The sequence below is a fragment of the Streptomyces sp. 2A115 genome (assembly GCF_052245575.1).
GTDB lineage: Bacteria > Actinomycetota > Actinomycetes > Streptomycetales > Streptomycetaceae > Streptomyces.
The window spans coordinates 84,929-106,445 of the sequence record NZ_JBQQCG010000022.1; the positions used below are offsets into that span (position 1 = coordinate 84,929).

The 21,517-nt window shown below is 69.5% G+C and carries 21 protein-coding genes and 1 pseudogene; 19 read left to right on the forward strand and 3 right to left on the reverse strand.

The window, feature by feature from the left end:
- Nucleotides 1-43: 43 nt before the first annotated feature.
- The 4 genes from ACTWQR_RS20800 to ACTWQR_RS20815 are packed head-to-tail and all read left to right on the forward strand — an operon-like array spanning nt 44 to nt 4,213.
- Nucleotides 44-1,363, forward strand: coding sequence for an ABC transporter substrate-binding protein (locus ACTWQR_RS20800; RefSeq protein WP_443228620.1), 1,320 nt, complete (start codon nt 44-46; stop codon nt 1,361-1,363).
- A complete protein-coding gene (locus ACTWQR_RS20805) occupies nt 1,360-2,283 on the forward strand; it encodes a carbohydrate ABC transporter permease (protein ID WP_443228621.1) in 924 nt (307 codons plus the stop codon). Before ACTWQR_RS20800 ends, ACTWQR_RS20805 begins: the two co-directional genes overlap by 4 nt.
- A complete protein-coding gene (locus ACTWQR_RS20810; RefSeq protein WP_443228622.1) occupies nt 2,280-3,185 on the forward strand; it encodes a carbohydrate ABC transporter permease in 906 nt (301 codons plus the stop codon). Before ACTWQR_RS20805 ends, ACTWQR_RS20810 begins: the two co-directional genes overlap by 4 nt.
- Nucleotides 3,182-4,213: a LacI family DNA-binding transcriptional regulator gene (locus ACTWQR_RS20815; RefSeq protein WP_443228623.1), complete on the forward strand. Its 1,032-nt coding sequence runs from the start codon at nt 3,182-3,184 to the stop codon at nt 4,211-4,213. The genes ACTWQR_RS20810 and ACTWQR_RS20815 overlap by 4 nt, the downstream gene beginning before the upstream one ends.
- Nucleotides 4,214-4,365: 152 nt before the next feature.
- On the opposite strand, the gene ACTWQR_RS20820 is transcribed toward ACTWQR_RS20815, so the two are convergent.
- Nucleotides 4,366-4,692 (reverse strand): GYD domain-containing protein, encoded by a 327-nt coding sequence (locus ACTWQR_RS20820; RefSeq protein ID WP_443228664.1) that lies wholly within the window; start codon nt 4,690-4,692, stop codon nt 4,366-4,368.
- A gap of 308 nt (nt 4,693-5,000) precedes the next feature.
- On the opposite strand from ACTWQR_RS20820, the gene ACTWQR_RS20825 reads away from it, so the two are divergent.
- From ACTWQR_RS20825 to ACTWQR_RS20840, 4 genes are all read left to right on the forward strand, one after another.
- The gene (locus tag ACTWQR_RS20825; protein ID WP_443228624.1) at nt 5,001-5,843 is read left to right on the forward strand and encodes an MBL fold metallo-hydrolase; all 843 of its coding nucleotides are present in this window, start codon (nt 5,001-5,003) and stop codon (nt 5,841-5,843) included.
- Nucleotides 5,844-6,188: 345 nt separating this feature from the next.
- On the forward strand, nt 6,189-6,770 hold the full coding sequence (locus ACTWQR_RS20830; protein ID WP_443228625.1) for a TMEM165/GDT1 family protein: 582 nt from the start codon (nt 6,189-6,191) through the stop codon (nt 6,768-6,770).
- A gap of 156 nt (nt 6,771-6,926) precedes the next feature.
- A complete protein-coding gene (locus ACTWQR_RS20835) occupies nt 6,927-7,277 on the forward strand; it encodes a VOC family protein (RefSeq protein WP_443228626.1) in 351 nt (116 codons plus the stop codon).
- 75 nt (nt 7,278-7,352) lie between these two features.
- Nucleotides 7,353-7,748: a MarR family winged helix-turn-helix transcriptional regulator gene (locus tag ACTWQR_RS20840; RefSeq protein ID WP_443228627.1), complete on the forward strand. Its 396-nt coding sequence runs from the start codon at nt 7,353-7,355 to the stop codon at nt 7,746-7,748.
- A 23-nt stretch (nt 7,749-7,771) separates the two neighbouring features.
- Here ACTWQR_RS20840 and ACTWQR_RS20845 read toward each other — a convergent pair whose 3' ends face one another.
- A complete protein-coding gene (locus tag ACTWQR_RS20845) occupies nt 7,772-8,620 on the reverse strand; it encodes a LysR family transcriptional regulator (RefSeq protein ID WP_443228628.1) in 849 nt (282 codons plus the stop codon).
- 341 nt (nt 8,621-8,961) lie between these two features.
- On the opposite strand from ACTWQR_RS20845, the gene ACTWQR_RS20850 reads away from it, so the two are divergent.
- The 8 genes and pseudogenes from ACTWQR_RS20850 (at nt 8,962) to ACTWQR_RS20885 (ending at nt 16,603) form a co-directional block, all read left to right on the forward strand.
- A complete protein-coding gene (locus ACTWQR_RS20850; protein ID WP_443228629.1) occupies nt 8,962-9,696 on the forward strand; it encodes an alpha/beta hydrolase in 735 nt (244 codons plus the stop codon).
- Nucleotides 9,693-10,538 carry a sulfurtransferase gene (locus ACTWQR_RS20855; protein ID WP_443228630.1) on the forward strand — a complete coding sequence of 282 codons (846 nt, stop codon included), beginning with the start codon at nt 9,693-9,695 and terminating at the stop codon, nt 10,536-10,538. Before ACTWQR_RS20850 ends, ACTWQR_RS20855 begins: the two co-directional genes overlap by 4 nt.
- A gap of 42 nt (nt 10,539-10,580) precedes the next feature.
- On the forward strand, nt 10,581-11,468 hold the full coding sequence (locus ACTWQR_RS20860) for an ABC transporter permease (RefSeq protein WP_443228631.1): 888 nt from the start codon (nt 10,581-10,583) through the stop codon (nt 11,466-11,468).
- 2 nt (nt 11,469-11,470) lie between these two features.
- Complete coding sequence (locus ACTWQR_RS20865) at nt 11,471-12,262, forward strand: ABC transporter ATP-binding protein (protein ID WP_443228632.1); 792 nt, start codon at nt 11,471-11,473, stop codon at nt 12,260-12,262.
- On the forward strand, nt 12,259-13,242 hold the full coding sequence (locus tag ACTWQR_RS20870; RefSeq protein WP_443228633.1) for an ABC transporter substrate-binding protein: 984 nt from the start codon (nt 12,259-12,261) through the stop codon (nt 13,240-13,242). The genes ACTWQR_RS20865 and ACTWQR_RS20870 overlap by 4 nt, the downstream gene beginning before the upstream one ends.
- 49 nt (nt 13,243-13,291) lie before the next feature.
- Nucleotides 13,292-14,401 (forward strand): LLM class flavin-dependent oxidoreductase, encoded by a 1,110-nt coding sequence (locus ACTWQR_RS20875; RefSeq protein WP_443228634.1) that lies wholly within the window; start codon nt 13,292-13,294, stop codon nt 14,399-14,401.
- Nucleotides 14,402-14,440: 39 nt separating this feature from the next.
- A pseudogene (locus tag ACTWQR_RS20880) lies at nt 14,441-15,013 on the forward strand (ABC transporter substrate-binding protein); the annotation flags it as partial.
- A gap of 228 nt (nt 15,014-15,241) precedes the next feature.
- Nucleotides 15,242-16,603: an FAD-binding oxidoreductase gene (locus ACTWQR_RS20885; protein ID WP_443228665.1), complete on the forward strand. Its 1,362-nt coding sequence runs from the start codon at nt 15,242-15,244 to the stop codon at nt 16,601-16,603.
- Between the two features lie 139 nt (nt 16,604-16,742).
- On the opposite strand, the gene ACTWQR_RS20890 is transcribed toward ACTWQR_RS20885, so the two are convergent.
- Nucleotides 16,743-17,150, reverse strand: a complete 408-nt coding sequence (locus ACTWQR_RS20890) for an SseB family protein (protein ID WP_443228635.1) — start codon at nt 17,148-17,150, stop codon at nt 16,743-16,745.
- Nucleotides 17,151-17,711: 561 nt separating this feature from the next.
- On the opposite strand from ACTWQR_RS20890, the gene ACTWQR_RS20895 reads away from it, so the two are divergent.
- Genes ACTWQR_RS20895 through ACTWQR_RS20905 form a run of 3 tightly spaced genes read left to right on the forward strand, consistent with a single transcriptional unit; the run spans nt 17,712 to nt 21,400 of the window.
- Nucleotides 17,712-19,139, forward strand: a complete 1,428-nt coding sequence (locus tag ACTWQR_RS20895) for a family 2B encapsulin nanocompartment shell protein (protein ID WP_443228636.1) — start codon at nt 17,712-17,714, stop codon at nt 19,137-19,139.
- 5 nt (nt 19,140-19,144) lie between these two features.
- Complete coding sequence (locus ACTWQR_RS20900) at nt 19,145-20,521, forward strand: family 2 encapsulin nanocompartment cargo protein terpene cyclase (RefSeq protein ID WP_443228637.1); 1,377 nt, start codon at nt 19,145-19,147, stop codon at nt 20,519-20,521.
- A 15-nt stretch (nt 20,522-20,536) separates the two neighbouring features.
- Entirely contained in the window at nt 20,537-21,400 is an 864-nt protein-coding gene (locus ACTWQR_RS20905; RefSeq protein WP_443228638.1) for a geranyl diphosphate 2-C-methyltransferase, read from the forward strand.
- Nucleotides 21,401-21,517 lie beyond the last annotated feature (117 nt).

Sequence of the window (21,517 nt, forward strand, 5' to 3'; positions counted from 1 at the left end):
CCTCCGCAGCAGAGCGGGGTCCCAGGTCAGGGGAGATAGATCCATGCCAAACACGAAGCTGCGCCGCCTCGTGACCATCTCGGTCGCCGTCGTTCTCGGCGCCACCGCACTTGCCGCCTGCGGCTCCTCCGACGACAACAGCGAGGCCGACTCGGGGCCGGTCGAGCTGACGTATTGGTCCTGGACGCCGGGCATGGACAAGGTCGCCGACATCTGGAACAAGGGTCCGGGCAAGAAGGACCAGATTTCGGTCACGGTCAAGAAGCAGGCCTCCGGCGACACACTGGTCACCAAGATCCTCACCGCGCACAAGGCCAAGAAGGCCCCGGACCTGGTCCAGGCCGAGTACCAGGCCCTGCCGACACTCGTCAGCAATGACGCGCTCGCCGACATAGCCGGTGACGTGGACGGTGTGAAGGACAAGTTTGCCGACGGCGTCTGGCAGCAGACGACGCTGGGTTCGGACGCGGTGTACGCGATCCCGCAGGACTCCGGGCCGATGATGTTCTACTACCGCGAGGACCTCTTCAAGAAGTACAAGCTGACGGTCCCGGAGACCTGGGAGCAGTTCGCGGAGACCGCCCGCGCGCTGAAGAAGAAGGCTCCGGAGGCGGACCTCACCACCTTCTCCGCCAACGACTCCGGGCTCTTCGCCGGTCTCGCGCAGCAGGCCGGCGCCAAGTGGTGGACCACCGAGGGCGAGAAGTGGAAGGTCGGCATCGACGACGCGGCCTCGCAGAAGGTCGCCGACTTCTGGGGCGGCCTCGTCAAGGAGGGCGCGATCGACAACCAGCCGATGTACACGCCGTCCTGGAACAAGGCGCTCAACACCGGCAAGCAGATCGCCTGGGTCAGCGCGGTCTGGGCGCCCGGCACCCTCACCACCGGCGCTCCCGACACCAAGGGCAAGTGGGCGATGGCCCCGCTGCCGCAGTGGTCGCAGGGCGAGAACGTGACCGGCAGCTGGGGCGGCTCCTCCACGGCCGTCACCACGGACTCCAAGAACAAGTCGGCCGCCGCGAAGTTCGCCGCCTGGCTGAACACGGACCCGGCCGCGCTGACCGCGCTCGCGAAGGAGGGTGGCATCTACCCGGCCGCCACGACCGCGCAGACCAGTGGCGCGTTCGCCGAGCCGCCGGCCTTCTTCTCGAACCAGCCGGACTTCTACACCCAGGCCTCCGACATCGCCAAGACCACCGCGCCCTCCGCGTGGGGCCCGAACGTGAACGTCGCGTACACCACGTTCAACGACGCCTTCGGCAAGGCCGCCAAGAACAAGTCGGACTTCGGCGCCGCCCTGAAGACGATGCAGGACGCCACCGTCGCCGACCTCGAGAAGCAGGGCTTCGAGGTCGCGGAGTGACCACCGCACGCCGGAAGTCGTACGGGGTCAAGGGGGCCCCGTATGCCTTCCTCCTTCCCGCGACGGTTCTCTTCGCCCTCTTCTTCGCACTGCCCATCGGCTACGCGGTGTGGCTCAGCCTGCACAAGGTCCAGGTCAAGGGGCTGGGCCTGGGCGCGGGCGCCCGCGAGGAGGTCTGGGCGGGCCTGGAGAACTACACCGACTCCCTCACCGACTCCGAGCTGCTCGCCGGAGCGCTGCGCGTGCTCGGGTACGGCGCCATCGTGATCCCGGTGATGCTCGGCGTCGCGCTGCTCTTCGCGCTGATGCTCGACACCGACCGGGTCCGTCTCGCGCCGTTCACGCGGCTGGCGATCTTCCTGCCGTACGCCATTCCCGGCGTCGTCGCGGCGATGCTGTGGGGCTTCCTGTACCTGCCGGACGTCAGCCCCTTCTACTTCATCCTCGACAAGCTGGGCATGCCGCAGCCGGACCTGCTGGACGGCGGGCCGCTGTACTTCGCGCTGTCCAACATCGCGGTGTGGGGCGGCACCGGCTTCAACATGATCGTCATCTACACCTCGCTGCGGGCCATTCCCGTCGAGGTGTACGAGGCGGCGAAGCTGGACGGCGCCACGCCGCTGCAGGTCGCGCTCCGGATCAAGATCCCGATGGTGGCTCCCTCGCTGGTGCTCACCTTCTTCTTCTCGATCATCGCGACGCTCCAGGTGTTCAGCGAGCCGACCACCCTCAAGCCGCTCACCAACTCCGTCTCCACGACGTGGAGTCCGCTGATGAAGGTGTACCAGGACGCCTTCGGCAAGGGCGACATCTACTCGGCGGCCGCCACCGCGGTGATCATCGCCTTCGTCACGCTGTTGCTGTCCTTCGGCTTCCTGCGCACCGCGAACTCCCGTAACAAGCAGGAGGAAGCACGATGAGTTCTCTTGCCGTCCACAAGGCGGCCCCAGCCGCGGGCACCACGCCCGGCACGGCCCAGGGTCCGCCGCTGCGCCGCCGGATCGCCTTCGTCCCGACGCTCACACTGCTGCTCGGCGCGATCTACTGTCTGCTGCCCGTGGCGTGGGTGGTGATCGCCGCGACCAAGTCGGGCCGCGAGCTGTTCTCGACGTTCACGTTCCTTCCGGGCACCGGCTTCGCGGACAACCTCAAGGACCTGAACGCCTACCGCGACGGCGTGTACTGGAAGTGGATGGGCAACTCCGCCCTCTACGCGGGCCTCGGCGCCCTCCTGTCGACGGTCGTCTCGGCGCTCGGCGGCTACGCCCTCGCGATCTACCGCTTCCGCGGTCGCGAGACCATCTTCAACGTCCTGATGGCGGGCGTGCTGATGCCGCCGGTGATCCTCGCGATCCCGCAGTATCTGCTCATGGCCAAGGCCGACCTGACGGACTCGTACGCGTCCGTACTGCTGCCGCTGATCCTGTCCCCGTACGGCGTGTATCTCGCCCGGATCTACGCCGCCGCGGCGGTGCCCGGCGATGTCGTCGAGGCCGGGCGGATGGACGGGGCGAGCGAGTGGCGGATCTTCAGCCGGATCGCGCTGCCGATGATGATTCCCGGACTGGTGACGGTCTTCCTCTTCCAGTTCGTGGCGGTGTGGAACAACTTCCTGCTGCCGTACATCATGCTCAGCGACGACGAGAAGTTCCCGATCACCCTGGGACTGTTCACACTTCTCGAGCAGGGCTCCAACACTCCGGCCCTCTACACGCTGGTGATCACCGGCGCGCTGCTCGCGGTCATCCCGCTTGTCGCGCTCTTCCTGGTCATCCAGCGGTTCTGGAGCCTCGATCTCCTGTCGGGAGCCGTAAAGTCGTGACCATGAGCCAATCGGGGGGCCGGCGCAGACCGCCGACGATTCACGATGTCGCGCGCGAGGCGGGAGTCTCACGAGGCACCGTGTCGCGCGTGCTCAACGGCGGGCACTACGTGAGCCCCGCCGCGCAGGAAGCTGTCAACGCCGCCATCCGCAGGACGGGCTATGTCGTGAACCGGCACGCCCGCTCGCTGATCACCGGACGCTCGGATTCGATCGGCTTCCTGCTCACCGAGCCGCAGGAGAGGTTTTTCGAGGACCCCAACTTCAATGTCCTGCTGCGCGGTTGTACGCAGGCGCTGGCGGCGCACGACATCCCGCTGCTGCTGATGCTGGCGGGCACCGAGGACGAGAGGCGGCGCATAACGCGGTACATCACCGCGGGCCATGTCGACGGCGTGCTGCTGGTCTCCAGCCACTCCGGCGACCCGGTCGCCGAGCAGCTGCGGGACGCGGGCGTGCCGCTGGTCATGTGCGGCAAGCCCATCGGTATCGGTTCCAAGGTGAGTTACGTCGCCGCGGACGACCGGGACGGCGCCCGGGACATGGTGCGCCACCTGGTGTCGCTCGGTCGTCGCCGGGTCGGCGTGGTGACCGGTCCGCTGGACACGCCGGGCGGTGTCGAACGGCTCGCGGGCTACCGGGAGGTGCTCGCCGAGACGGGCATCGACTTCGACGAACGGCTCGTCGTGTCAGGCGACTACAGCCGGGCCAGCGGTGAGGCGGGCGCCGAGCTGCTCCTCGACCGGGTCCCGGACATGGACGCCGTCTTCGTCGCCTCCGACCTGATGGCGCAGGGCGTGCTGAGCGCGCTGCACCGGGCGGGCCGGAGTGTCCCGGAGGACGTCGCGGTGGGCGGCTTCGACGACTCCTCCGCGGCGGTCGCGTCGAGCCCCGAGCTCACCACGATCCGCCAGCCCTACGACCGGATCAGCTCCGAGATGGTGCGGGTGCTGCTCGCGCAGATCGGCGGGGAGGATCCGGCCGCGGTGATACTGCCGACGGAACTGGTCAAGCGCCAGTCGACCTGAACCGACGGTTCGGTGATCCTTCAGGCATTCTTCGAAATCCTTCAGGAATTCTTCGAGGCCCCTCGGGGGCGGCGGACGGGCCGCCTACGGGGGGCCTCATGCTCGGGGAGAGCCCTCAAGCCCGGGACCCGCGACCAATCGAGCGCGAGCCGCTACGCGCCAGGCGCTCGGTACTGGATTTGCTCGGCTTTGCGCAGGGCGGCGATCGTTTCCTCAACGGTCAGCAGGACTGTCGTTTCGAACGAGCTGAGCGCGCCCCCTCCAGTAATAGCCAGCGCGACCGCGGCCATCGAAACATTGTCGGGGGCTTCCCACAGGGCATAGCCGTCATGTTTCCCGAAGGCGTACCAGAACCCGTGCAGCTTTCCACCGGCCGACTCGATGTACGTTTGTGCGGCCTTTCCTCGGTCCTCTGGGTTGCGGCTGAGTCTGGCCCAGGTATCTGGCGTGTAGCTGAACGTCGTTAGATAGAGCGGCATCATTTCTCCTCTCATTCGCCGAACTCCGCGCGATTTGCCATTGGGCATCGAACTCTAACCGGCGGAAATCAGCCTGGGGGGCGGCCGCAATGCTTCTGCGTGTCGCGCGTCGCACCTGTCATGCGTGCCGCGCATTGCCTCCGCGAACGCGGCGGGTGACACTCCATAAGCGGATGGCCACCAGCGTTGTCGCGGTGGTGCCCGCACGCATGACGTGCGCAAGATGGAGTGGAGCCCCAGAAACCTCAGTGCGTTTTACGGGCCTCACACTGAATCGGATACGCACACCGTCACGAGGAGGCGGGGCCATGTCCACCGCCGAAGGAATTTTTGAGCCGAAGGTCGAGCCGTACAGGGTCGCGCCGGAGACCTATGTCATCCCGCAGCTGCTGGAAGCGCCGCCAGTCGGCATGTTTTACGTCAACTCCATGGTCATCACCGGCAGCGAGCCCGTGCTCGTCGACACCGGTGCGCCGTCGAACCGGCAGCAATGGCTGAATCACGCCTGGAGCCTTGTCGAGCCGGCCGACGTGCGTTGGGTGTTCCTGACCCACGATGACCACGACCACGCGGGAAACCTCCGCGAGGTCATGGCAGCCTGCCCCAACGCCACTCTGGTCACGACCTGGTTCTCGATGGCCCGCTACGCCATCGATACCGAGGAGTTCTGGATGCCGTTCAACCGCTCACACTGGGTTCGTGACGGCGAGAGCTTCACAGCCGGGGACCGCACGCTCCTCGCGGTCAGGCCGCCATTCTTCGACAACCCGACAACGCGCGGACTGTTCGACCCCACGACCCGGGTCTACTGGGCGGCCGACACCTTCGCCACGGCTCTCCCGCACCCCGCCGAAAGCGCCGCCGACCTGGACCGGAAGGCCTGGCGCGAAGGCATGCTCCTGGGTAACCGGCTGAACCACCCCTGGCATCTGTGGCTGGACTCCGGGAAGTTCAACAAACACGTGGACCGCGTCCAGGACCTCGACATCGACACCGCGGCGTCCTGCCACGGCCCCGCGATCCACAGTGAGCTGATCGACGAGGCGTTCGAACTCATCCGCGAGGTCCCGGAGCTCCCCTACTGGGAGGAGCCGGGGCAGGACTTCCTGGAAGGAATCATCGCGGCGACGGCGAAGCCTGTAGTGCCATAGCGCGACACCACGCCACCGACGTCGGCGGCAGGACTGCCCGACCTCCCTCGCACACCTGCCCCTCCCTCGCACACTCACGCCAGACCCACACAGATGCCCTGTACACTGACCAGCTGCGAAGGGGAGTAGTCCTGCGAACCGGTCGTCGACACACTGGAGCCCTCGGGTTCCCGGTGGCCGGGCCCGCGTGATCACACGGGTGGACGAGACCTTCGGCCAGGCATTGATGTGCCCGCACGCCGTGCGGCGCACCCGTCATGCCGGGCCGATCGGTTCTCCCGTCGCCCCAGCTGAGGGCGGGTCGCGAAGATCCGGGGGCCCGGCCCCTACAGAAGGCCACCCGGAATGCATCTCGACCCCCTGGCGATCCTCACCGCCTTTGGGCTGATCTTCCTCGCCGAGCTTCCCGACAAGACGATGTTCGCGTCGCTGGCCATGGGCACCCGTATGCGGCCGCTGTACGTGTGGTTCGGCACGTCCACCGCGTTCGTCGTGCACGTGGCGATCGCCGTCGGCGCCGGAAGCCTGATCGGTCTGCTGCCCGACTGGACCGTCAAGACCGTCTCGGCCGCGCTCTTCGCGTTCGGCGCCTTCCTGCTGCTGCGCGGCGGAGGGGACGACGACGAGGACTCCGCCGGCCGGACAGTGACCGGCTTCAGGCCCGTCTGCACGACCGCCTTCATGGCGGTCTTCATCAGCGAGTGGGGCGATCTGACACAGATCACGACCGCCAACCTCGCGGCCACGAACGGGATCGCGTCCGTGGCCGTCGGTTCCGCGGCCGCCCTCATGTCGGTCTCCGCGCTCGCGCTGCTGGCCGGCCGCTTCATCGCCAAACGCGTACCGCTGAAGACCGTGCAGCGGATCGGCGGGCTCTGCATGCTCGGGCTCGCCGTGTGGTCGGTCGCGGAGATCTTCACGGGCTGACGGGACGGGCCACCCGCGGGACGGCTGGTGCCGGCGATGCGGACAGGCTGGGCGGTGACTGGTCAGGATCCGAGAAGCGGGATACCGCCACCCGGTCATAGCTTGATTCCACCGGCGGAAACCGCCGGTGGAATCAAGACCGCGAAGGAGCCCGCCATGCCCGAAGGCCTCGAAACCATCACCTACCCCGTCAAGGACCTCGCCGGAACCAAGGCACTGTTCAGCACACTCCTGGGCGTGGAGCCGTACGCGGACGAGGCGTACTACGTCGGCTTCAGGCCGACGGGCGGGCCGGAGGTAGGCCTCGACCCCAACGGCCACGCCAAAGGCCTGACGGGACCCATCCCCTATTGGCGGGTCACCGACATCGAGGCGAGCCTGGCCGGTCTCCTCGGCGCGGGTGCGGAGATGCTCCGGGACATCCAGGACGTCGGTGGCGGCAAGCTGATCGCGTCCGTGAAGGACACCGACGGCAATCTGATCGGGCTCGTCCAGGCACCGGCGTGAGTAACGTGACCCACTACATGCAGCTGCACTAGTTGCACACTCAACAAAGGGCGTCTTCTCTGTTACCGTGCGGTTATGGCAGCAAAGACGACCGCTTCCCGGCTCGAGGACCAGTGGCGGGACATCCTGTCGGTTCACGCACGGACCATGTGCGAGATCGACCGCGTGCTGCATCCCCATGGCTTGGGCGCCAGTGACTTCGAGGTGCTCGACATCCTGGCGTCGGGCGCTGCCGCGGACCCGGGCGAGCTGTGCCGGGTGCAGAACATCGCCGACCGGGTGCACCTTAGCCAGAGCGCCCTGTCCCGCCTCATCGGCCGTCTGGAGAAGGAGGGCCTGGTGGAGCGCAGCGTCTGCCAGGAGGACCGGCGCGGGGTCTGGGTCGCGCTCACCCAGAAGGGGCGCGACCTGCACACCGAGGTACGTCCGCTGCAGCGCGCCGTCCTGACGCGCATGCTGACCGGCGAGTGAGTCACCCTCCGACGGGGCCGGCGTCAGCGCAGTAGATCCCGTACAGCCTCGAAAGCCGCCGCGGCCGTCGCCGGGTCCGCGCCCGGCCGGGCCAGCACGCTCATCGGTATCGGCGTGACCGGCGGCAGTCCGTCGTACGGGGTCAGCCCGTCCGGAGCGGGGCCGACCGAGGCGAGGAGAGCGACGCCCAGGCCGGTGCGCGCCACGTCGAGCACACCCGCGAGATAGCCGGCGTCCCCGACCACCGTGGCGGCGACGCCGTGCTCGGCAAGCGTCGCGATGGCTCGGCGGCGGATCGCGCACGGGTCCTCGATGGCGACCAGCGGGACCGGGGCGGGCGCGGGCGGCGGCTCCCAGCCGGGAGTGGCGTGCCAGGTCAGCGGGAGGCCGCCGACGGGTGTGCCCTCGGTGGCGGCCGCCTCCGTCACGTACACCGCGACATCCACGCTGCCACGCTCCACAGCGTCGACGAGCCGTGCCGATCGGTCGATACGAAAGCGCACCCGGCAGCCGGGCCGCACCTCCTGGACGGCCGCGGTCAGCCGGGGCAGGAACTGGTCGGCGGCATGCTCCGTGGAACCGATGGTGACGGTGTCGCCGTCGGTGTCGAGCAAGACCCGTACGGCCTCGTCGTGGACGGCGAGAATGCGCCGGGCCTGCTCCACGAGGAGCCTGCCCTCGGTGGTGAACCGGGTGCCCCGGCCCTCGCGTTCGACGACCGGGTGGCCCAGCGTCTTCTCGAGCCTGCGGACATGCTGGCTGACCGCGGACTGGCTGAGGGTGAGGGAGCGTGCCGCGCGATGGAAGCCGCCGCAGTCGGCTATCGCGGTCAGGCTGCGCAGGGCCACGATGTCCAGGACCGGTTGGGGCATACGGCGACCGTAGCCCGTTTCACGCATCGATCGCGATCGCTGATCGGTTTCGATGCGGAATCGTCGTTGGACGTGGTGCGCCGTGGCCGGTCATGATGAGCGCATGGTTTCCCCGACCGCTTCCGCTTGCCTTCTGACGCAGCGCCGAGTCATCGACTTCGGCGTGGCGTGCAGCGCGCGCTGTCGTTGATACCCCGCCGTTGGACGGCGTTCCCGCTCGGCCTCCTTTGATCACGTGATCACGTCTCGGTTGTTCTGACACGTGCCGGCGGGCCGTCCTCCTCCACGTTCGCATTTCCCGGACCTGAAAATTCCTGCCCTGCAAAGGGAGTTGCTTCCCCATGCCCTCTTCCCTGTCCTCGTCGCATTCCAGGTCCTCGTTGTATTCCTGGGACGAACCCGAAGGCCTCGCCGCGCGCGGCACGCTGATCGTGCTGGCCGGTCGGGGCGAACACACCGGTGTGTACGAGCGCTTCGGCCTCCGGCTCGCCTTCGACGCCTACCGCGTACGGGCCCTCGGTGATCCCTCGGCCGATCCGACTGTGCTCGACGAGGCGGCCAAGCTCCTGGCCGACGAGTCGCTGCCCAGTCCGAAGGTGGTGGTCGGTTCGGACACGGGCAGCCAGTACGCCGTCCGTCTCGCCGCCGAACAGACCGCGGGGATCGACGCGCTGATCCTGGCCGGTCTGCCCACCGGTCCCTGGGCGTCGGGGAGTTGGGAGGCGGAGGTCGAGGCGCGCACCGCCTGTCCCACCCATCAGGGACGCCTCACGAACGACGCGGACTTCCGACGTGGCGCGCTGGACGAGATCCCTGAGCTGCCGGAACTGCGGCTGGACCTCGTACGGGTCCCGGTACTGGCCCTGCACGGCGCGGACGACAGGGTGAGTCCGCTCGACCGTGCGCTGACGACGTACGCGGGACACCCCGGCGTACGGACCGTGACCTTCAACAACGGCCGGCACGACGTGTTCAACGACGCGTCGCACCGCACCGCCGCCGCCTCGGTCGTGCTCTTCCTCGAACGGCTGCGCCTCTCCCCCGAGCTGCCCGTGATCGCGGAGGACCTCGCATGAGCGACCGAGTGACGACCACCGTCGCCGAACTGCGCGAGCTGCTCGCTTCGGACCGGCCGCCCGTCGTGCTCGACGTCCGCTGGGCACTCGGTGATCCGCACGGCCGGGACCGCTACACGGCGGCGCACATTCCGGGTGCGGTGTACGTGGATCTGGACCGTCGGCTGGCCGGTCAGCCGAGCCCGGACGGTGGCCGCCATCCGCTGCCTGACCTCGCGGATCTGCAGGCCGCGGCGCGGAGTTGGGGTCTGCGGGACGGTCGTCCGGTGGTCGTCTACGACGACGTGGGGAACACGGCCGCCGCCCGCGCCTGGTGGTTGCTGCGGTGGGCCGGAGTAGTCGAAGTGACGCTGCTGGACGGGGCGTTGGGCGCGTGGCGGGCGGGCGGCCTGCCGCTGGAGTCGGGTCCGGGAACGCCGGAGCCGGGTGATGCCGTGCTCCGGTCGGGTGCTCTGCCGGTGACGGACGCGGACGGCGCGGCTCAACTGGCCTTCGCCGGGCTGCTGTTGGACGCCCGCGCCGGAGAGCGCTATCGCGGCGAGCAGGAGCCGGTCGACCCGCGGGCGGGCCACATCCCCGGCGCCGTGTCCGCCCCGACCGGCGAGAACCTCGCGGCCGACGGGACGTTCCTGCCCCCCGAGGTGCTGCGCAAGCGTTTCGAGGACCGGGGTGCGGGTGACGCGACCGCGATCGGCGTGTACTGCGGATCCGGTGTCACCGCGGCCCACGAGATCGCCGCTCTCGCGATCGCCGGTTTCGACGCGGCGCTCTTCCCCGGCTCCTGGTCCGCCTGGTCCGCCGATCCCGCCCGCCCGGCCGCGACCGGTCCGCTGCCGTCCTGAGCCGTCGTGCGCCCTCCTGACCGTCCTGAGAGGAATTCCGCCATGCCGACCAAAGAGATCGGGGTGACCACCCCGGTGCTCGAGAAGACCGAACCGCCCGCCGCGCCCGCGTCCGCCGCTCGCGTCACCATCCGCGGCGGGGCTCATCTCCCTCGCCGCCGCCTTTCCGTCCCCCGTTCCGCACGCCGTGCCGCCGGACCGGTCGGTCTTGTGCTCCTCTGGTTCCTGGCCTCGGCGACCGGTGTGCTTCCGGAGTCCGTCCTCGCCTCGCCCGTGGACGTCGCACGCCAGGCCGTCGAGCTGACGAAGACCGGCGAACTGCCCGACGCCATCGCGGCATCCGGGCGCCGTGCCGCCACCGGCTTCCTCATCGGGGGGACGGTCGCACTGTCCCTCTCCCTTCTCGCCGGGCTGTTCCGGCTCGGCGAGGACGTCATCGACTCCTCCATGGGCATGTTCCGGGCGATCCCGTGGGTCGGCCTGATCCCGCTGTTCATCGTCTGGTTCGGCATCGAGGAGACGCCGAAGATCGCCCTGGTGGCCCTCGGTGTGACGTACCCGCTGTACTTCAACATCTACGGCGGCATCCGCTCCACCGACTCCCAACTCGTCGAGGCCGCACGGATGATGGGGCTCGGCAGGCTCGGTCTGATCCGGTACGTCATCCTGCCGAGCGCGCTGCCCGGGGCACTCGTGGGGCTCCGGTACGCCCTCTCCACCGCCTGGCTCGCCCTCGTCTTCGCCGAGCAGGTCAACGCCGACGCCGGGCTCGGCTACCTGATGAGCAACGCCCAGCAGTACTTCCGTACGGACGTCATCGTGCTGTGCCTCGCCGTGTACGCGCTGCTCGGCCTCGCCTGCGACTTCGCCGTACGCGTCCTCTCGCGCCGCCTCCTGAGCTGGCGGGCCTCCTTCGACGGTGAGGCATGACCATGGCTGTGAATACCGTGCCCACGGCGCCCACCGCGGCGAAAACAGCGGCGAACAGTGTCGAGATCCGCGGCCTGTCCCGCGCCTTCGACGGCAACACGGTCCTCCACGATCTCGATCTCGACATCCGCGAGGGCGAGTTCGTGGCCCTGCTCGGCCACAGCGGCTGCGGCAAGTCGACCCTGTTGCGCATCCTGGCCGGGCTCGACGACGAGATCGGCGGCGAGGTGACCGTCCCGGCGCGGCGCAGCGCGGCCTTCCAGTCGCCCCGGCTGCTGCCCTGGCTGAAGGTGTGGCGCAATGTCGTCCTCGGTCTGCCCGGGCGGCCCGATCGTGCCCGCGCCGACCGCGCCCTGGACGAGGTCGGTATCGCCGAGCGGGCGGCCGTCTGGCCGAAGACGCTCTCCGGTGGTCAGGCACAGCGCGTCTCGCTGGCCCGCGCCCTCGTCCGCGAACCCGAACTCCTGCTCCTGGACGAGCCGTTCGGCGCCCTCGACGCGCTGACCCGAGGCAGGGTGCAACAGCTGGTCGCAGAGCTGTGGGAGCGGCACGGCTGCGCGATCCTCCTGGTCACGCACGACGTGGAGGAGGCGCTGCTGCTCGCCGACCGGGTCCTGGTGATGGACGAGGGGCGCATCGCCCACGAGGTCACCGTGGAGCTGCCCCGGCCCCGCGAGCTGACCGCGCCCGAGTTCGTGACCCTGCGCGCCCGCCTGCTCGGCTGGCTCGGCGTCACCCACACCGGTACCTCCGGCGTCCCCAACTCCCGTACCCCTGAAGGGAACCCCTCGTGAAACGCACCGCCATCCGTACACTCGCCGCCGCTCTCGGTCTGAGCGCCCTGCTGACGGTGACGGGCTGCGGAGGGAATTCCGCCGCGGACACGGCCGGCGGTGGCTCTTCCGACGTCACCCTGACCATCGGCGACCAGGCGAAGACCCTGCAGACGATCTTCGCCGGGTCGGACGCCCTCAAGGGGGCCGACTACAAGGTGAAGTGGGCCGAGTTCGAGGGCGCGGCCCCGCTCTTCCAGGCCGTGCAGGCGGGTGCCGCCGACACCACGTACTCCGCTGATCTGCCCGCGCTCCAGGCGCTGAGCGGCGGGGTGCGGTTCAAGAACGTCGCCGCCCTCAAGAACGACGGGCGGCACACCGGGATCGTCGTCCGCGGGAACTCGGACGTGAAGAGCGTCAAGGACCTCGAGGGCAAGACCGTCGTGGTGTCCTCCGCGAAGGGCAGCATCGCCGAGTATCTGCTCGCCAACGTGCTTCAGCGGAACGGCCTCAAGTACTCCGACGTCAAGGTCCAGTACCTGCTGCCGACCGACGCACAGGCCGCCTTCTCCTCCGGCAAGGTCGAGGTCTGGGCGACCTTCGGCGTCTATCAGGCGGTCGGCCTCCAGCAGGGCGGCAGGCTCCTCGTCGACGGCGCCGACGGCCGGATCAGCGGTTACGGGTTCATCGGAGCGTCCGAGAAGACCCTCGCGGACAAGGCGAAGAAGGCCGCACTCGGGGACTTCCTGAAGCGGCTCGGTACGGCCCTGAAGTGGACCAGCAGCCACCAGGAGGCGTACGCCGACACCATCGCGCGGCGCAATGGCGCCGACCCCGCGATCGCCAGGACCCTCGCCTCGGCCGCGTACAGCGAGGTGCTGCCGCTCACGTCCGAGGTGAATGGGACCGTCCAGGACGTGGCCGACCTGATGCACGGCATCGGCGTGCTCGATCCGAACGTCGACGTGGCGAAGTCCGCCGACGTCTCCGTCCTCAAGTAGCCGTCGCAGCGTTCTCAAGTACCCATCAGAGCAAGGGAGCCAGCTCGCCATGCCCGTCGAGTTCATCAGCGCCGTCCACACCGACTCCGGGGCGTCCGGCCCCGCCGCGAGCACCGCCCGGACCGGCTTCGATCCCGACTACGTACGCCGCTACGCCCGCGCCCTGGACGACGGCGGCTTCGACCACACCCTCGTCGCCTACCACTCGGCGTCCCCCGACGCCCTTCAGCTCGCCCAGTTCGTGGCCACGCACACCGAACGGATCCGTCCCATCCTGGCCCACCGGCCCGGCGTCATCTTTCCCACGCACGCCGCCCGGGCCCTCGCCACCCTGGACCGGATCAGCGACGGGCGCCTGTCGCTGCACATCATCTCGGGGGGCAGTGACGAAGAGCAGCGGAGGGAGGGTGACTACCTCAACAAGGCGGAGCGGTACGAGCGTTCGGACGAGTACATCCAGATCCTGCGGAAGGCCTGGACCGCCGACGGGCCCGTCTCGCACGAGGGCAAGTACTTCCGGTTCGAGGGATACCAGTCCGACGTGAAGCCCGTGAACGGCCTCATCCCCGTGTCGGTCGGCGGGTCCTCGCAGGACGCGTACCGCGTGGGCGGTCAGCAGGGCGACATCTTCGGACTGTGGGGCGAGCCGCTCAAGGAGACCGCCGAGCAGATCGCCGCCGTCAACGCCGTCGCCGACGCGGCGGGGCGCCCGCACCCGCGGATCTGGGTGTCGTTCCGCCCGATCATCGCGCCCCCCGACGAACTGGCCTGGGAGAAGGCCCACCGCACCCTTGGCGTGCTGAAGGGCCAGGTCACGGGCGCGGGCACGGAGCCACTGCGGCACTACAGGACCAACGGCCGTCCGGCCAATGTCGGCTCGCAGCGGCTGCTCGACATCGCCGAGCGGGGCGAGGTCCACGACCGCTGCCTGTGGACGGCCCCGGCGGTCGCCACCAACGCGGCGGGCGCCTCGACGGCGCTGGTCGGCTCCCCCGAGACGGTCGCGAAGGCGCTGCTCGACTACGTGGACATCGGCTGCGATCTGTTGTCGATCCGCGGCTACGACCCGCTCAACGACGCGATCGACTACGCCCGTTACGTCGTGCCGCTGGTCCGGCAGGAGCTCGCCCACCGTGCCTCGACCGCCCGGGCCGCCTGATTCCCCCGCCCGACTCCCCTGCCTGATTGATTGCTCATCATGGAGATCCCGTGTTCCGTCGCACCCTGCTCGCGTCCGCCGCCGTCGCCCTGCTGCTGCCGTTCGCCACGGCCTGCGGGGGGCGACGCGGAGGCCGGGTCCTCGTCCTCCTCCGACCTCTCCTCGGTGACCCTGGCCGTCGGCGCCACCGGTTGGAAGAACGAGGAAGCCGTGCTCGAGTTCGCCCACCTCGACGACACCCCCTACAAGGTGAAGTGGAGCCTGTTCCAGGGCGGTGACCAGCAGCACCAGGCCGTCCGGGCCGGAGCCCTCGACCTCGCGAGCTCCAGCGAGATCCCGCCCGTCCTCGCGGCCGCCGACGGCAGGCCCAACTTCGAGATCGTCGCCGTGCAGCGCGGCTCGACCCTCAACCAGGAGGTCGTCGTCCGGAAGGGCTCGAAGGTGACCGACATCGCGGGCCTGAAGGGCAAGAAGGTCGGTTACGTCCAGAACACCACGGCCCACTACTTCCTGTACGAAGTGCTGAAGCAGGCCGGGCTGAAGTGGTCGGACATCGACGCCAAGCCCCTCCTCCCCAACGACGGGCTCGCCGCCCTGAACGGCGGCGGCATCGACGCCTTCGCCTCCTACGGCACATCGATCATCACCGCCCACCAATCCTCTGGAGCGGCACTTCCGCGACATCCAGTGCGCGCCCGTGCACGCGCCCCAGGAGGACATCTCCCTGCTCGCCATCGGAACGAAGGCACTCGACCTGTGACCGCACCCGTGCCCGCTTCTGCGACTACGCCTGCCACCACATCCACCACCGCGTCTGCGACCTCACCGGCGGCGTCACCTGTGACGGCCAGGGCCGCCGAGCTGCTCGGGCTGCTGGCCCGTGACCTCGCCCCCGACCGGCTCGCGACCGATCCGCGCACGCTGACCGCGCACGCCACCGACCGTTCCGGCGCCCGGTCCGACGGCAGTCCCGTGGCGGTCGTCCACGCCCGGCGCATCGAGGACGTCACCGTCACCCTCCGGCACGCCCATGCCCAGGGGGTGCCGGTCGTGCCGCGCGGCGCGGGCACCGGTCTGTCGGGCGGCGCGACCGCCGGCGAGGGTTCTCTCGTTCTCGACCTGTCCGGGATGCACCGCGTCCTCGAACTGTCGGCGGACGACCAGCTCGCGGTCGTCGAACCGGGCGTGATCACCGCCGAGTTGGACCGCGCGGCCGGTGCGTACGGCCTGCGCTACGCGCCTGACCCGGCGAGCGCCGCCCTGTCCACGATCGGCGGGAACATCGCCACCAACGCGGGCGGCCTGCGCTGCGCCAAGTACGGCGTGACGCGGGACAGCGTGCTCGGCCTGGAGGCGGTGCTCGCGGACGGCACGGTGATCAGGACCGGCCGCCGTACGGTGAAGGGCGTCACCGGCTACGACCTGACCGCCCTGCTCACCGGCTCCGAGGGCACTCTCGCCGTGATCACCTCGGCGACGCTGCGGCTGCGGCCGGTCCCGGTGGCGACGGCCACGCTCGCCGCGTACTTCCCGTCCTTCGAGGCGGCCGCCGAGGCGTCGTACGCGATCGGCCGGGCCGGGGTCGAACCAGCGCTCGCGGAGCTCGTCGACGGGCCGGTGCTGCGTGCCATCGACCCCGCACTGCGCGAGCGCGGCGCGGCCTTGCTGGTCGTGCAGTGCGAGGGCGCGGGTGCGGCCGCCGAGGCGGCGGCCGTGGCCGCGCTCGTCGCGCCATCGGCGACGACGGTCGAGACGACCGACGATCCCACCGAGGCCGAGTCGCTGCTGGCCGCGCGCCGACTGGCCCTGCCCGCGCTCGAACGGCTGGGCCGCCCCCTGATCGAGGACATCGCGGTGCCTCGCTCACGACTGGCGGAGGCGGCCCGCGAGATCCGCGCCATTTCCGCACGCCACGACGTCCCCGTCTTCACCATCGCGCACGCGGCCGACGGGAACCTCCATCCCATCATCGTCGTGGACCCGGCCCTGGACCGGCTTCCGGACGCGGCGTGGGAGGCGGCGGGCGAGATCTTCGCGCTGGCGCTGCGGCTGGGCGGCACGCTGACGGGCGAGCACGGAGTGGGGATTCTGAAGCGGCAGTGGGTCGCGGACGAACTGGGGCCCGCGTCCCACGCGTTGCAGCGCAGGCTGAAGGAGGCGTTCGATCCCCGGGGAATCCTCAATCCCGGAAAGAGCCTGTGACCGTTCACCCCGTTCACCCTGTTCGGATGCGGGCCAGGGCGCGGGAGCGGGCTTCCGCCCGCGTCCCATGGCCCGGGCCGCTCCCCTCCGTGATGGTGGCCGCGCCCGCCCCGGCCCGCACCCTGCCGTGGCGGCGGCCTCAGCCGCGGGGCCGCGCCAACAGCGTGCGCACACCCTGGGAGTCGAGCGTCAGTCCGTGCGGCGAGTTGGCGTCGATGCTCAGGGACAGATCGCTGGCGGGCCACTGGGAGGCGAGCGCCCCGAGGGGTATCAGGCGGTAGCGCGAGATGTACGGCAGCAGTTCGGCCATCCGCATCTCCGAGGTGAACACGGGCACCAGCGGCTCCTCCCCCGGCCGTTCGAGGACGGGCAGCGCCACGGCGTTGGGGTCGCCGGCCGTCTCGTCGTCGGTGTCGTCGGGCACCGGGACCAGCACCTCGCTGTCGGCCAGCGTGTCCAGCGCCGTCACGTCCTCGGTGTTCTCGGCCAGCACGCTCAGCGCTCGCTGGGCCTCCTCCGCGGCGTGGTCGTTCGAGGGAATTTCCATGGCACATCCCGACGTAGTGGCGAAAACAGGCCACCCGGGACGCGTTCTGCCCCAGGCGCGGTTGCTCGCGTACCCGCCGGGGGCCGCACCATGCCTGCCCCCCACATCACGGAACGCTCACGGAATCAGCGGTACGCCGCGCGAGGGCGGCCCGAGCCGCCCGCAGCCGACGCGCCGGGCGAGCGATTCGGCCATGTTCGAAAAATCGTCATGCGTGCCTTTCGTGCAGCACGTCAACCTCTCGGTCTCCGGTTGACGTTCGAGCAGCGCGGGCAGCAGGGCCCCGGCCCGCTCGATCGCGTGACCGGCAGCTCCAGTACGCACCCGAAACCGCCAAGCAGGTCGACCTGAGGGTGATTCGGGAGCGCGGGAGAAGCGCTCCGTCCCCTTGTATGCCACCGAGCGCCGTCGCTACGAGTAACTCACAGTGATCGAAATGCGCTAGACCTTTCTACGCAGCGTGACGACATCCGGATGCGTCACGCCGCCAGCCATGCGACAAGGCATGCGAGAAGGCAAGCAAGAGGCGTGCGACAGGGCATGCGACAGAAAGAGGAGACGATGTCGGTCCAGACGAGTACGGCCCCGGCCGCGAGCGCCGCTGAGCAGGAGCGGGAGCAGCAGAGCCTCGGCACCGCCGCCGCGCGGAACCTTGCGACGACCACCAAGTCCGAACCGCAGATGCAGGGCATCAGTTCACGCTGGCTGACCCGCATGCTGCCGTGGGTGAACGTCCCGGGTGCCACCTACCGGGTCAACCGACGGCTCTCGTACGCGGTCGGCGACGGGCGCGTCTCGTTCGTGAAGACCGGCGCGAAGGTCAAGGTCGTCCCGGCCGAGCTGGGCGAACTGCCGCTGCTCCAAGGCTTCGCGGACGGTGACGCGCTGGGTGCGCTGGCCGAGAAGTTCGTGCAGAAGGAGTTCGAGCCGGGCCAGCTGATCGTGCAGACGGGTCGCAAGGCCGACCACGTCTATCTGATCGCCCACGGCAAGGTCGAGAAGATCGGCGAGGGCAAGTACGGCGACGAGGTGGTCCTGGGGCTGCTGGCCGACGGCGACACCTTCGGCGGCCAGGTGTTGGCCGGGGCCAGTGGCAAGTGGGAGTTCACGGCCCGCGCGGCGACGGCCACCACGGTGCTCGCGCTGCCGCACTCCGCGTACAAGGCGGTGGCGGACCAGCACGACGCGCTGCGTACGCATGTGCAGTCGCTCAGTTCCAACGGGCACAAGCCGCGCAACAAGTCCGGTGAGGCCGACATCGCGATGAGCTCGGGACACGAGGGCGAGGCCGCGCTGCCGGGCGCCTTCGCGGACTACGAGCTGTCACCGCGCGAGTACGAGCTGAGCGTGGCGCAGACCGTGCTGCGGGTGCACAGCCGGGTCGCCGACCTCTACAACGAGCCGATGAACCAGACGCAGCAGCAGCTGCGCCTGACCATCGAGGCCCTCCGGGAGCGGCAGGAGTACGAGCTGGTCAACAACCGGGACTTCGGCATGCTGCACAACGCCGACTACGACCAGCGGATCTCCACCTTCTCCGGGCCGCCCACCCCGGACGATCTGGACGAGCTGCTGAGCATGCGGCGCGGCACCCGCTGCATGTTCGCCCACCCCAAGGCCATCGCCGCCTTCGGCAGGGAGTGCAACAAGCGCGGCATCTACTTCAGCGGTGTGGAGCTGAACGGCCATCACCTGCCGGCCTGGCGGGGCGTTCCGCTGCTGCCGTGCGGCAAGATCCCGGTCAGCAAGGCGGGTGCCTCGTCGATCATCGCGATGCGTACGGGCGAGAGTGACCAGGGTGTGATCGGCCTGTACCAGACGGGGATCCCTGACGAGATCGAGCCGGGCCTGAACGCACGGTTCATGGGGATCGACGAGAAAGCGATCATCTCCTACCTGGTCAGCACGTACTACTCGGCGGCCGTGCTGGTGCCGGACGCGCTGGGCATCCTGGAGAACGTCGAGGTCACCCGCACGAACGGGGGCTGACGGCAGTGTCGCTGATCTCGCGGGCCCTCGCGCCCGCGGCCGCCCATGACGTGGCGGGCATGGTCGTCGGGCTGCTCCAGGACCCGAGGCGCCCGGGAAAGCGGGACCTGCTCGCACGCGTCAAGCCGGATGCGGGGCGCCCGGCTCCCGGGGCGCCCCGGCTCCCCGACAGGCCCACGGGCATGGGGACTTCGGCCGTACGAATCCCGACGCCGACACGACCGTCGGCACCCACGCCACCGTCGGCACTCACACTACCGGCGTCACCGACACCACCAACGGCGGCCACCGTCAGCCCGGGGAGCCCGGCACCCCGGCTCCCCGGGCTCCTCTCGGGCCCGACCGGCCTCGGCACCTCGGCGAGCCGTGCCCTCCAAGAGCCGTCCGAACCGCAGAAACCCGCCTCGACACCCGCCCCGAATCCCGCCGCGGCGAACGGGCCGGTGATCTACTGCCCGCCCGCCGTCCGGGACGACCCCGCTCTCGGCACGGAGGTCAACGAGCGGCTGGTGGAGTGGGCCGAGGAGTGCGGGATCTACCCCGGCCAGCTCGATCGGGTCCGGTCCTGCGACTTCGGACGGCTGATCATGCTCGCGCACCCCGACTCGGACGACCCCGACGTGCTGCTCGCCGCGGCGAAATGCGCGCTGTCCGAGTGGTCCGTCGACGACCACTACGTCGACGGCGAGGTGGAGGAAGCCCGGCATGACCTGCTGGGCCAGCGCCTGGCGATCGCTCATTCGGTGATCGATCAAGCCCATCTCCCGCTGCGCTACGCGCCGGAGCTGGAGGAGGTCGTACGGAAAGACCCCGTCGCGGTCGCCCTCCGCTCAGGCCTGGACAACCTGGCCAAGTACGCCACGACGACGCAGGTGCGCCGGCTCCGCCACGAGCTGGCGATCATGTTCGTCGCGTACAACCAGGAGGCGGTCTGGCACACGGCCGAAATGACCCCGCCGGTCTGGGAGTTCCTGATGCACCGGCACGAGAACAGCTTCGTGCCGTGCATCGTGCTGACGGACGTGGTCGGTGGCTACGAGCTGCCGGCCGCCGAGTTCGCCGACCCGAGGGTGCGCCGCGCGCTCACCATGGCGGGTACGGCGAGCGTCGTCGTCAACGACCTGTACTCGATGGGCAAGGAAGACCCCACGGACCTCAGCCTGCCCAGGGTGATCGCCGCCGAGGAGAACTGCTCGCTGGAGGAAGCCGTCGAGCGCACCGTCCTCATCCACGACGAGCTGATGCACACCTACGAAGCCGAGGCCGCCGCCCTCGCAGCCGCCGGATCACCGCAGTTGGGCCGCTTCCTGGCCGGGGTGTGGAACTGGGTGGGCGGCAGCCGTGAATGGCACGCGAGCAGTGCCCGCTACAACTCGAACTGAGCAAGGAGTACGACCATGACCACGTCCGCCACCGATTCCGCGACCGAAGTCCTGCGTACGAATTACCAGAAGTCCGTGGCCGACTACTGGAACGCGGAGAAGGATCCGGTCAACATCCGTCTCGGCGAGGTCGACGGCCTCTACCACCACCACTACGGCCTCGGCGACTACGACCCGGCGGTTCTGGAGGGCCCCGCGGCGACCCGAGACCAGCGGATCATCGAGGAGCTGCACCGCCTGGAGACCGCCCAGGCCGACGTGCTCCTTGACCACCTCGGCGCGATCGGCCGCGGCGACCACCTCCTGGACGCCGGTTCCGGCCGTGGCGGCACCAGTTTCATGGCCAACCATCGCTTCGGCTGCTCGGTCGACGGCGTCTCCATCTCCGAGGAGCAGGTGGCCTTCGCCAACCGGCAGGCCGAGGAGCGGGGCGTGACCGACCGGGTCCGCTTCCACTTCAGGAACATGCTGGACACGGGCTTCGCCACCGGTTCGCGGCGCGGCATCTGGACCAACGAGACGACGATGTACGTCGATCTCTTCGAGCTGTACGGGGAGTTCGCCCGGCTGCTCGAGTACGGCGGCCGGTACGTGTGTGTCACCGGCTGCTCCAACGACGTCACCGGTCTTCGGTCCAAGGCCGTGAGCCGTATCGACGAGCACTACACGTGCAACATCCATCCCAGGAGTGAGTACTTCAAGGCCATGTCCGCCAACGGTCTGATCCCGATCAACGTGGTGGACCTGACCGCGCAGACCATCCCGTACTGGGAGCTGCGGGCCAAGTCCTCGGTCGCGACCGGCATCGAGGAGCCGTTCCTGACGGCGTACAAGGAGGGCAGCTTCCACTATCTGCTGATCGCCGCGGACCGCATCTGACGACAGCTACAGCTACAGCGGCGGCGACAGCGACCGCCTCGGTCCCAGGCCCCGTGACGGGGCCTGGGACCGAGGCGTGTCCCGCGAGAAGCGCATGGTGAAAACGGACCAGTAGTG

What these genes read in the sequence shown, in the direction of transcription:
- ACTWQR_RS20800 (WP_443228620.1), top strand. Translation starts at nt 44, where the DNA reads ATGCCAAACACGAAGCTGCGCCGCCTCGTGACCATCTCGGTCGCCGTC.
- ACTWQR_RS20810 (WP_443228622.1), top strand. Translation starts at nt 2,280, where the DNA reads ATGAGTTCTCTTGCCGTCCACAAGGCGGCCCCAGCCGCGGGCACCACG.
- ACTWQR_RS20820 (WP_443228664.1), bottom strand. Translation starts at nt 4,692, where the DNA reads ATGCCGCTCTATCTAACGACGTTCAGCTACACGCCAGATACCTGGGCC.
- ACTWQR_RS20825 (WP_443228624.1), top strand. Translation starts at nt 5,001, where the DNA reads ATGTCCACCGCCGAAGGAATTTTTGAGCCGAAGGTCGAGCCGTACAGG.
- ACTWQR_RS20830 (WP_443228625.1), top strand. Translation starts at nt 6,189, where the DNA reads ATGCATCTCGACCCCCTGGCGATCCTCACCGCCTTTGGGCTGATCTTC.
- ACTWQR_RS20835 (WP_443228626.1), top strand. Translation starts at nt 6,927, where the DNA reads ATGCCCGAAGGCCTCGAAACCATCACCTACCCCGTCAAGGACCTCGCC.
- ACTWQR_RS20840 (WP_443228627.1), top strand. Translation starts at nt 7,353, where the DNA reads ATGGCAGCAAAGACGACCGCTTCCCGGCTCGAGGACCAGTGGCGGGAC.
- ACTWQR_RS20845 (WP_443228628.1), bottom strand. Translation starts at nt 8,620, where the DNA reads ATGCCCCAACCGGTCCTGGACATCGTGGCCCTGCGCAGCCTGACCGCG.
- ACTWQR_RS20850 (WP_443228629.1), top strand. Translation starts at nt 8,962, where the DNA reads ATGCCCTCTTCCCTGTCCTCGTCGCATTCCAGGTCCTCGTTGTATTCC.
- ACTWQR_RS20855 (WP_443228630.1), top strand. Translation starts at nt 9,693, where the DNA reads ATGAGCGACCGAGTGACGACCACCGTCGCCGAACTGCGCGAGCTGCTC.
- ACTWQR_RS20860 (WP_443228631.1), top strand. Translation starts at nt 10,581, where the DNA reads ATGCCGACCAAAGAGATCGGGGTGACCACCCCGGTGCTCGAGAAGACC.
- ACTWQR_RS20865 (WP_443228632.1), top strand. Translation starts at nt 11,471, where the DNA reads ATGGCTGTGAATACCGTGCCCACGGCGCCCACCGCGGCGAAAACAGCG.
- ACTWQR_RS20875 (WP_443228634.1), top strand. Translation starts at nt 13,292, where the DNA reads ATGCCCGTCGAGTTCATCAGCGCCGTCCACACCGACTCCGGGGCGTCC.
- ACTWQR_RS20890 (WP_443228635.1), bottom strand. Translation starts at nt 17,150, where the DNA reads ATGGAAATTCCCTCGAACGACCACGCCGCGGAGGAGGCCCAGCGAGCG.
- ACTWQR_RS20895 (WP_443228636.1), top strand. Translation starts at nt 17,712, where the DNA reads ATGTCGGTCCAGACGAGTACGGCCCCGGCCGCGAGCGCCGCTGAGCAG.
- ACTWQR_RS20905 (WP_443228638.1), top strand. Translation starts at nt 20,537, where the DNA reads ATGACCACGTCCGCCACCGATTCCGCGACCGAAGTCCTGCGTACGAAT.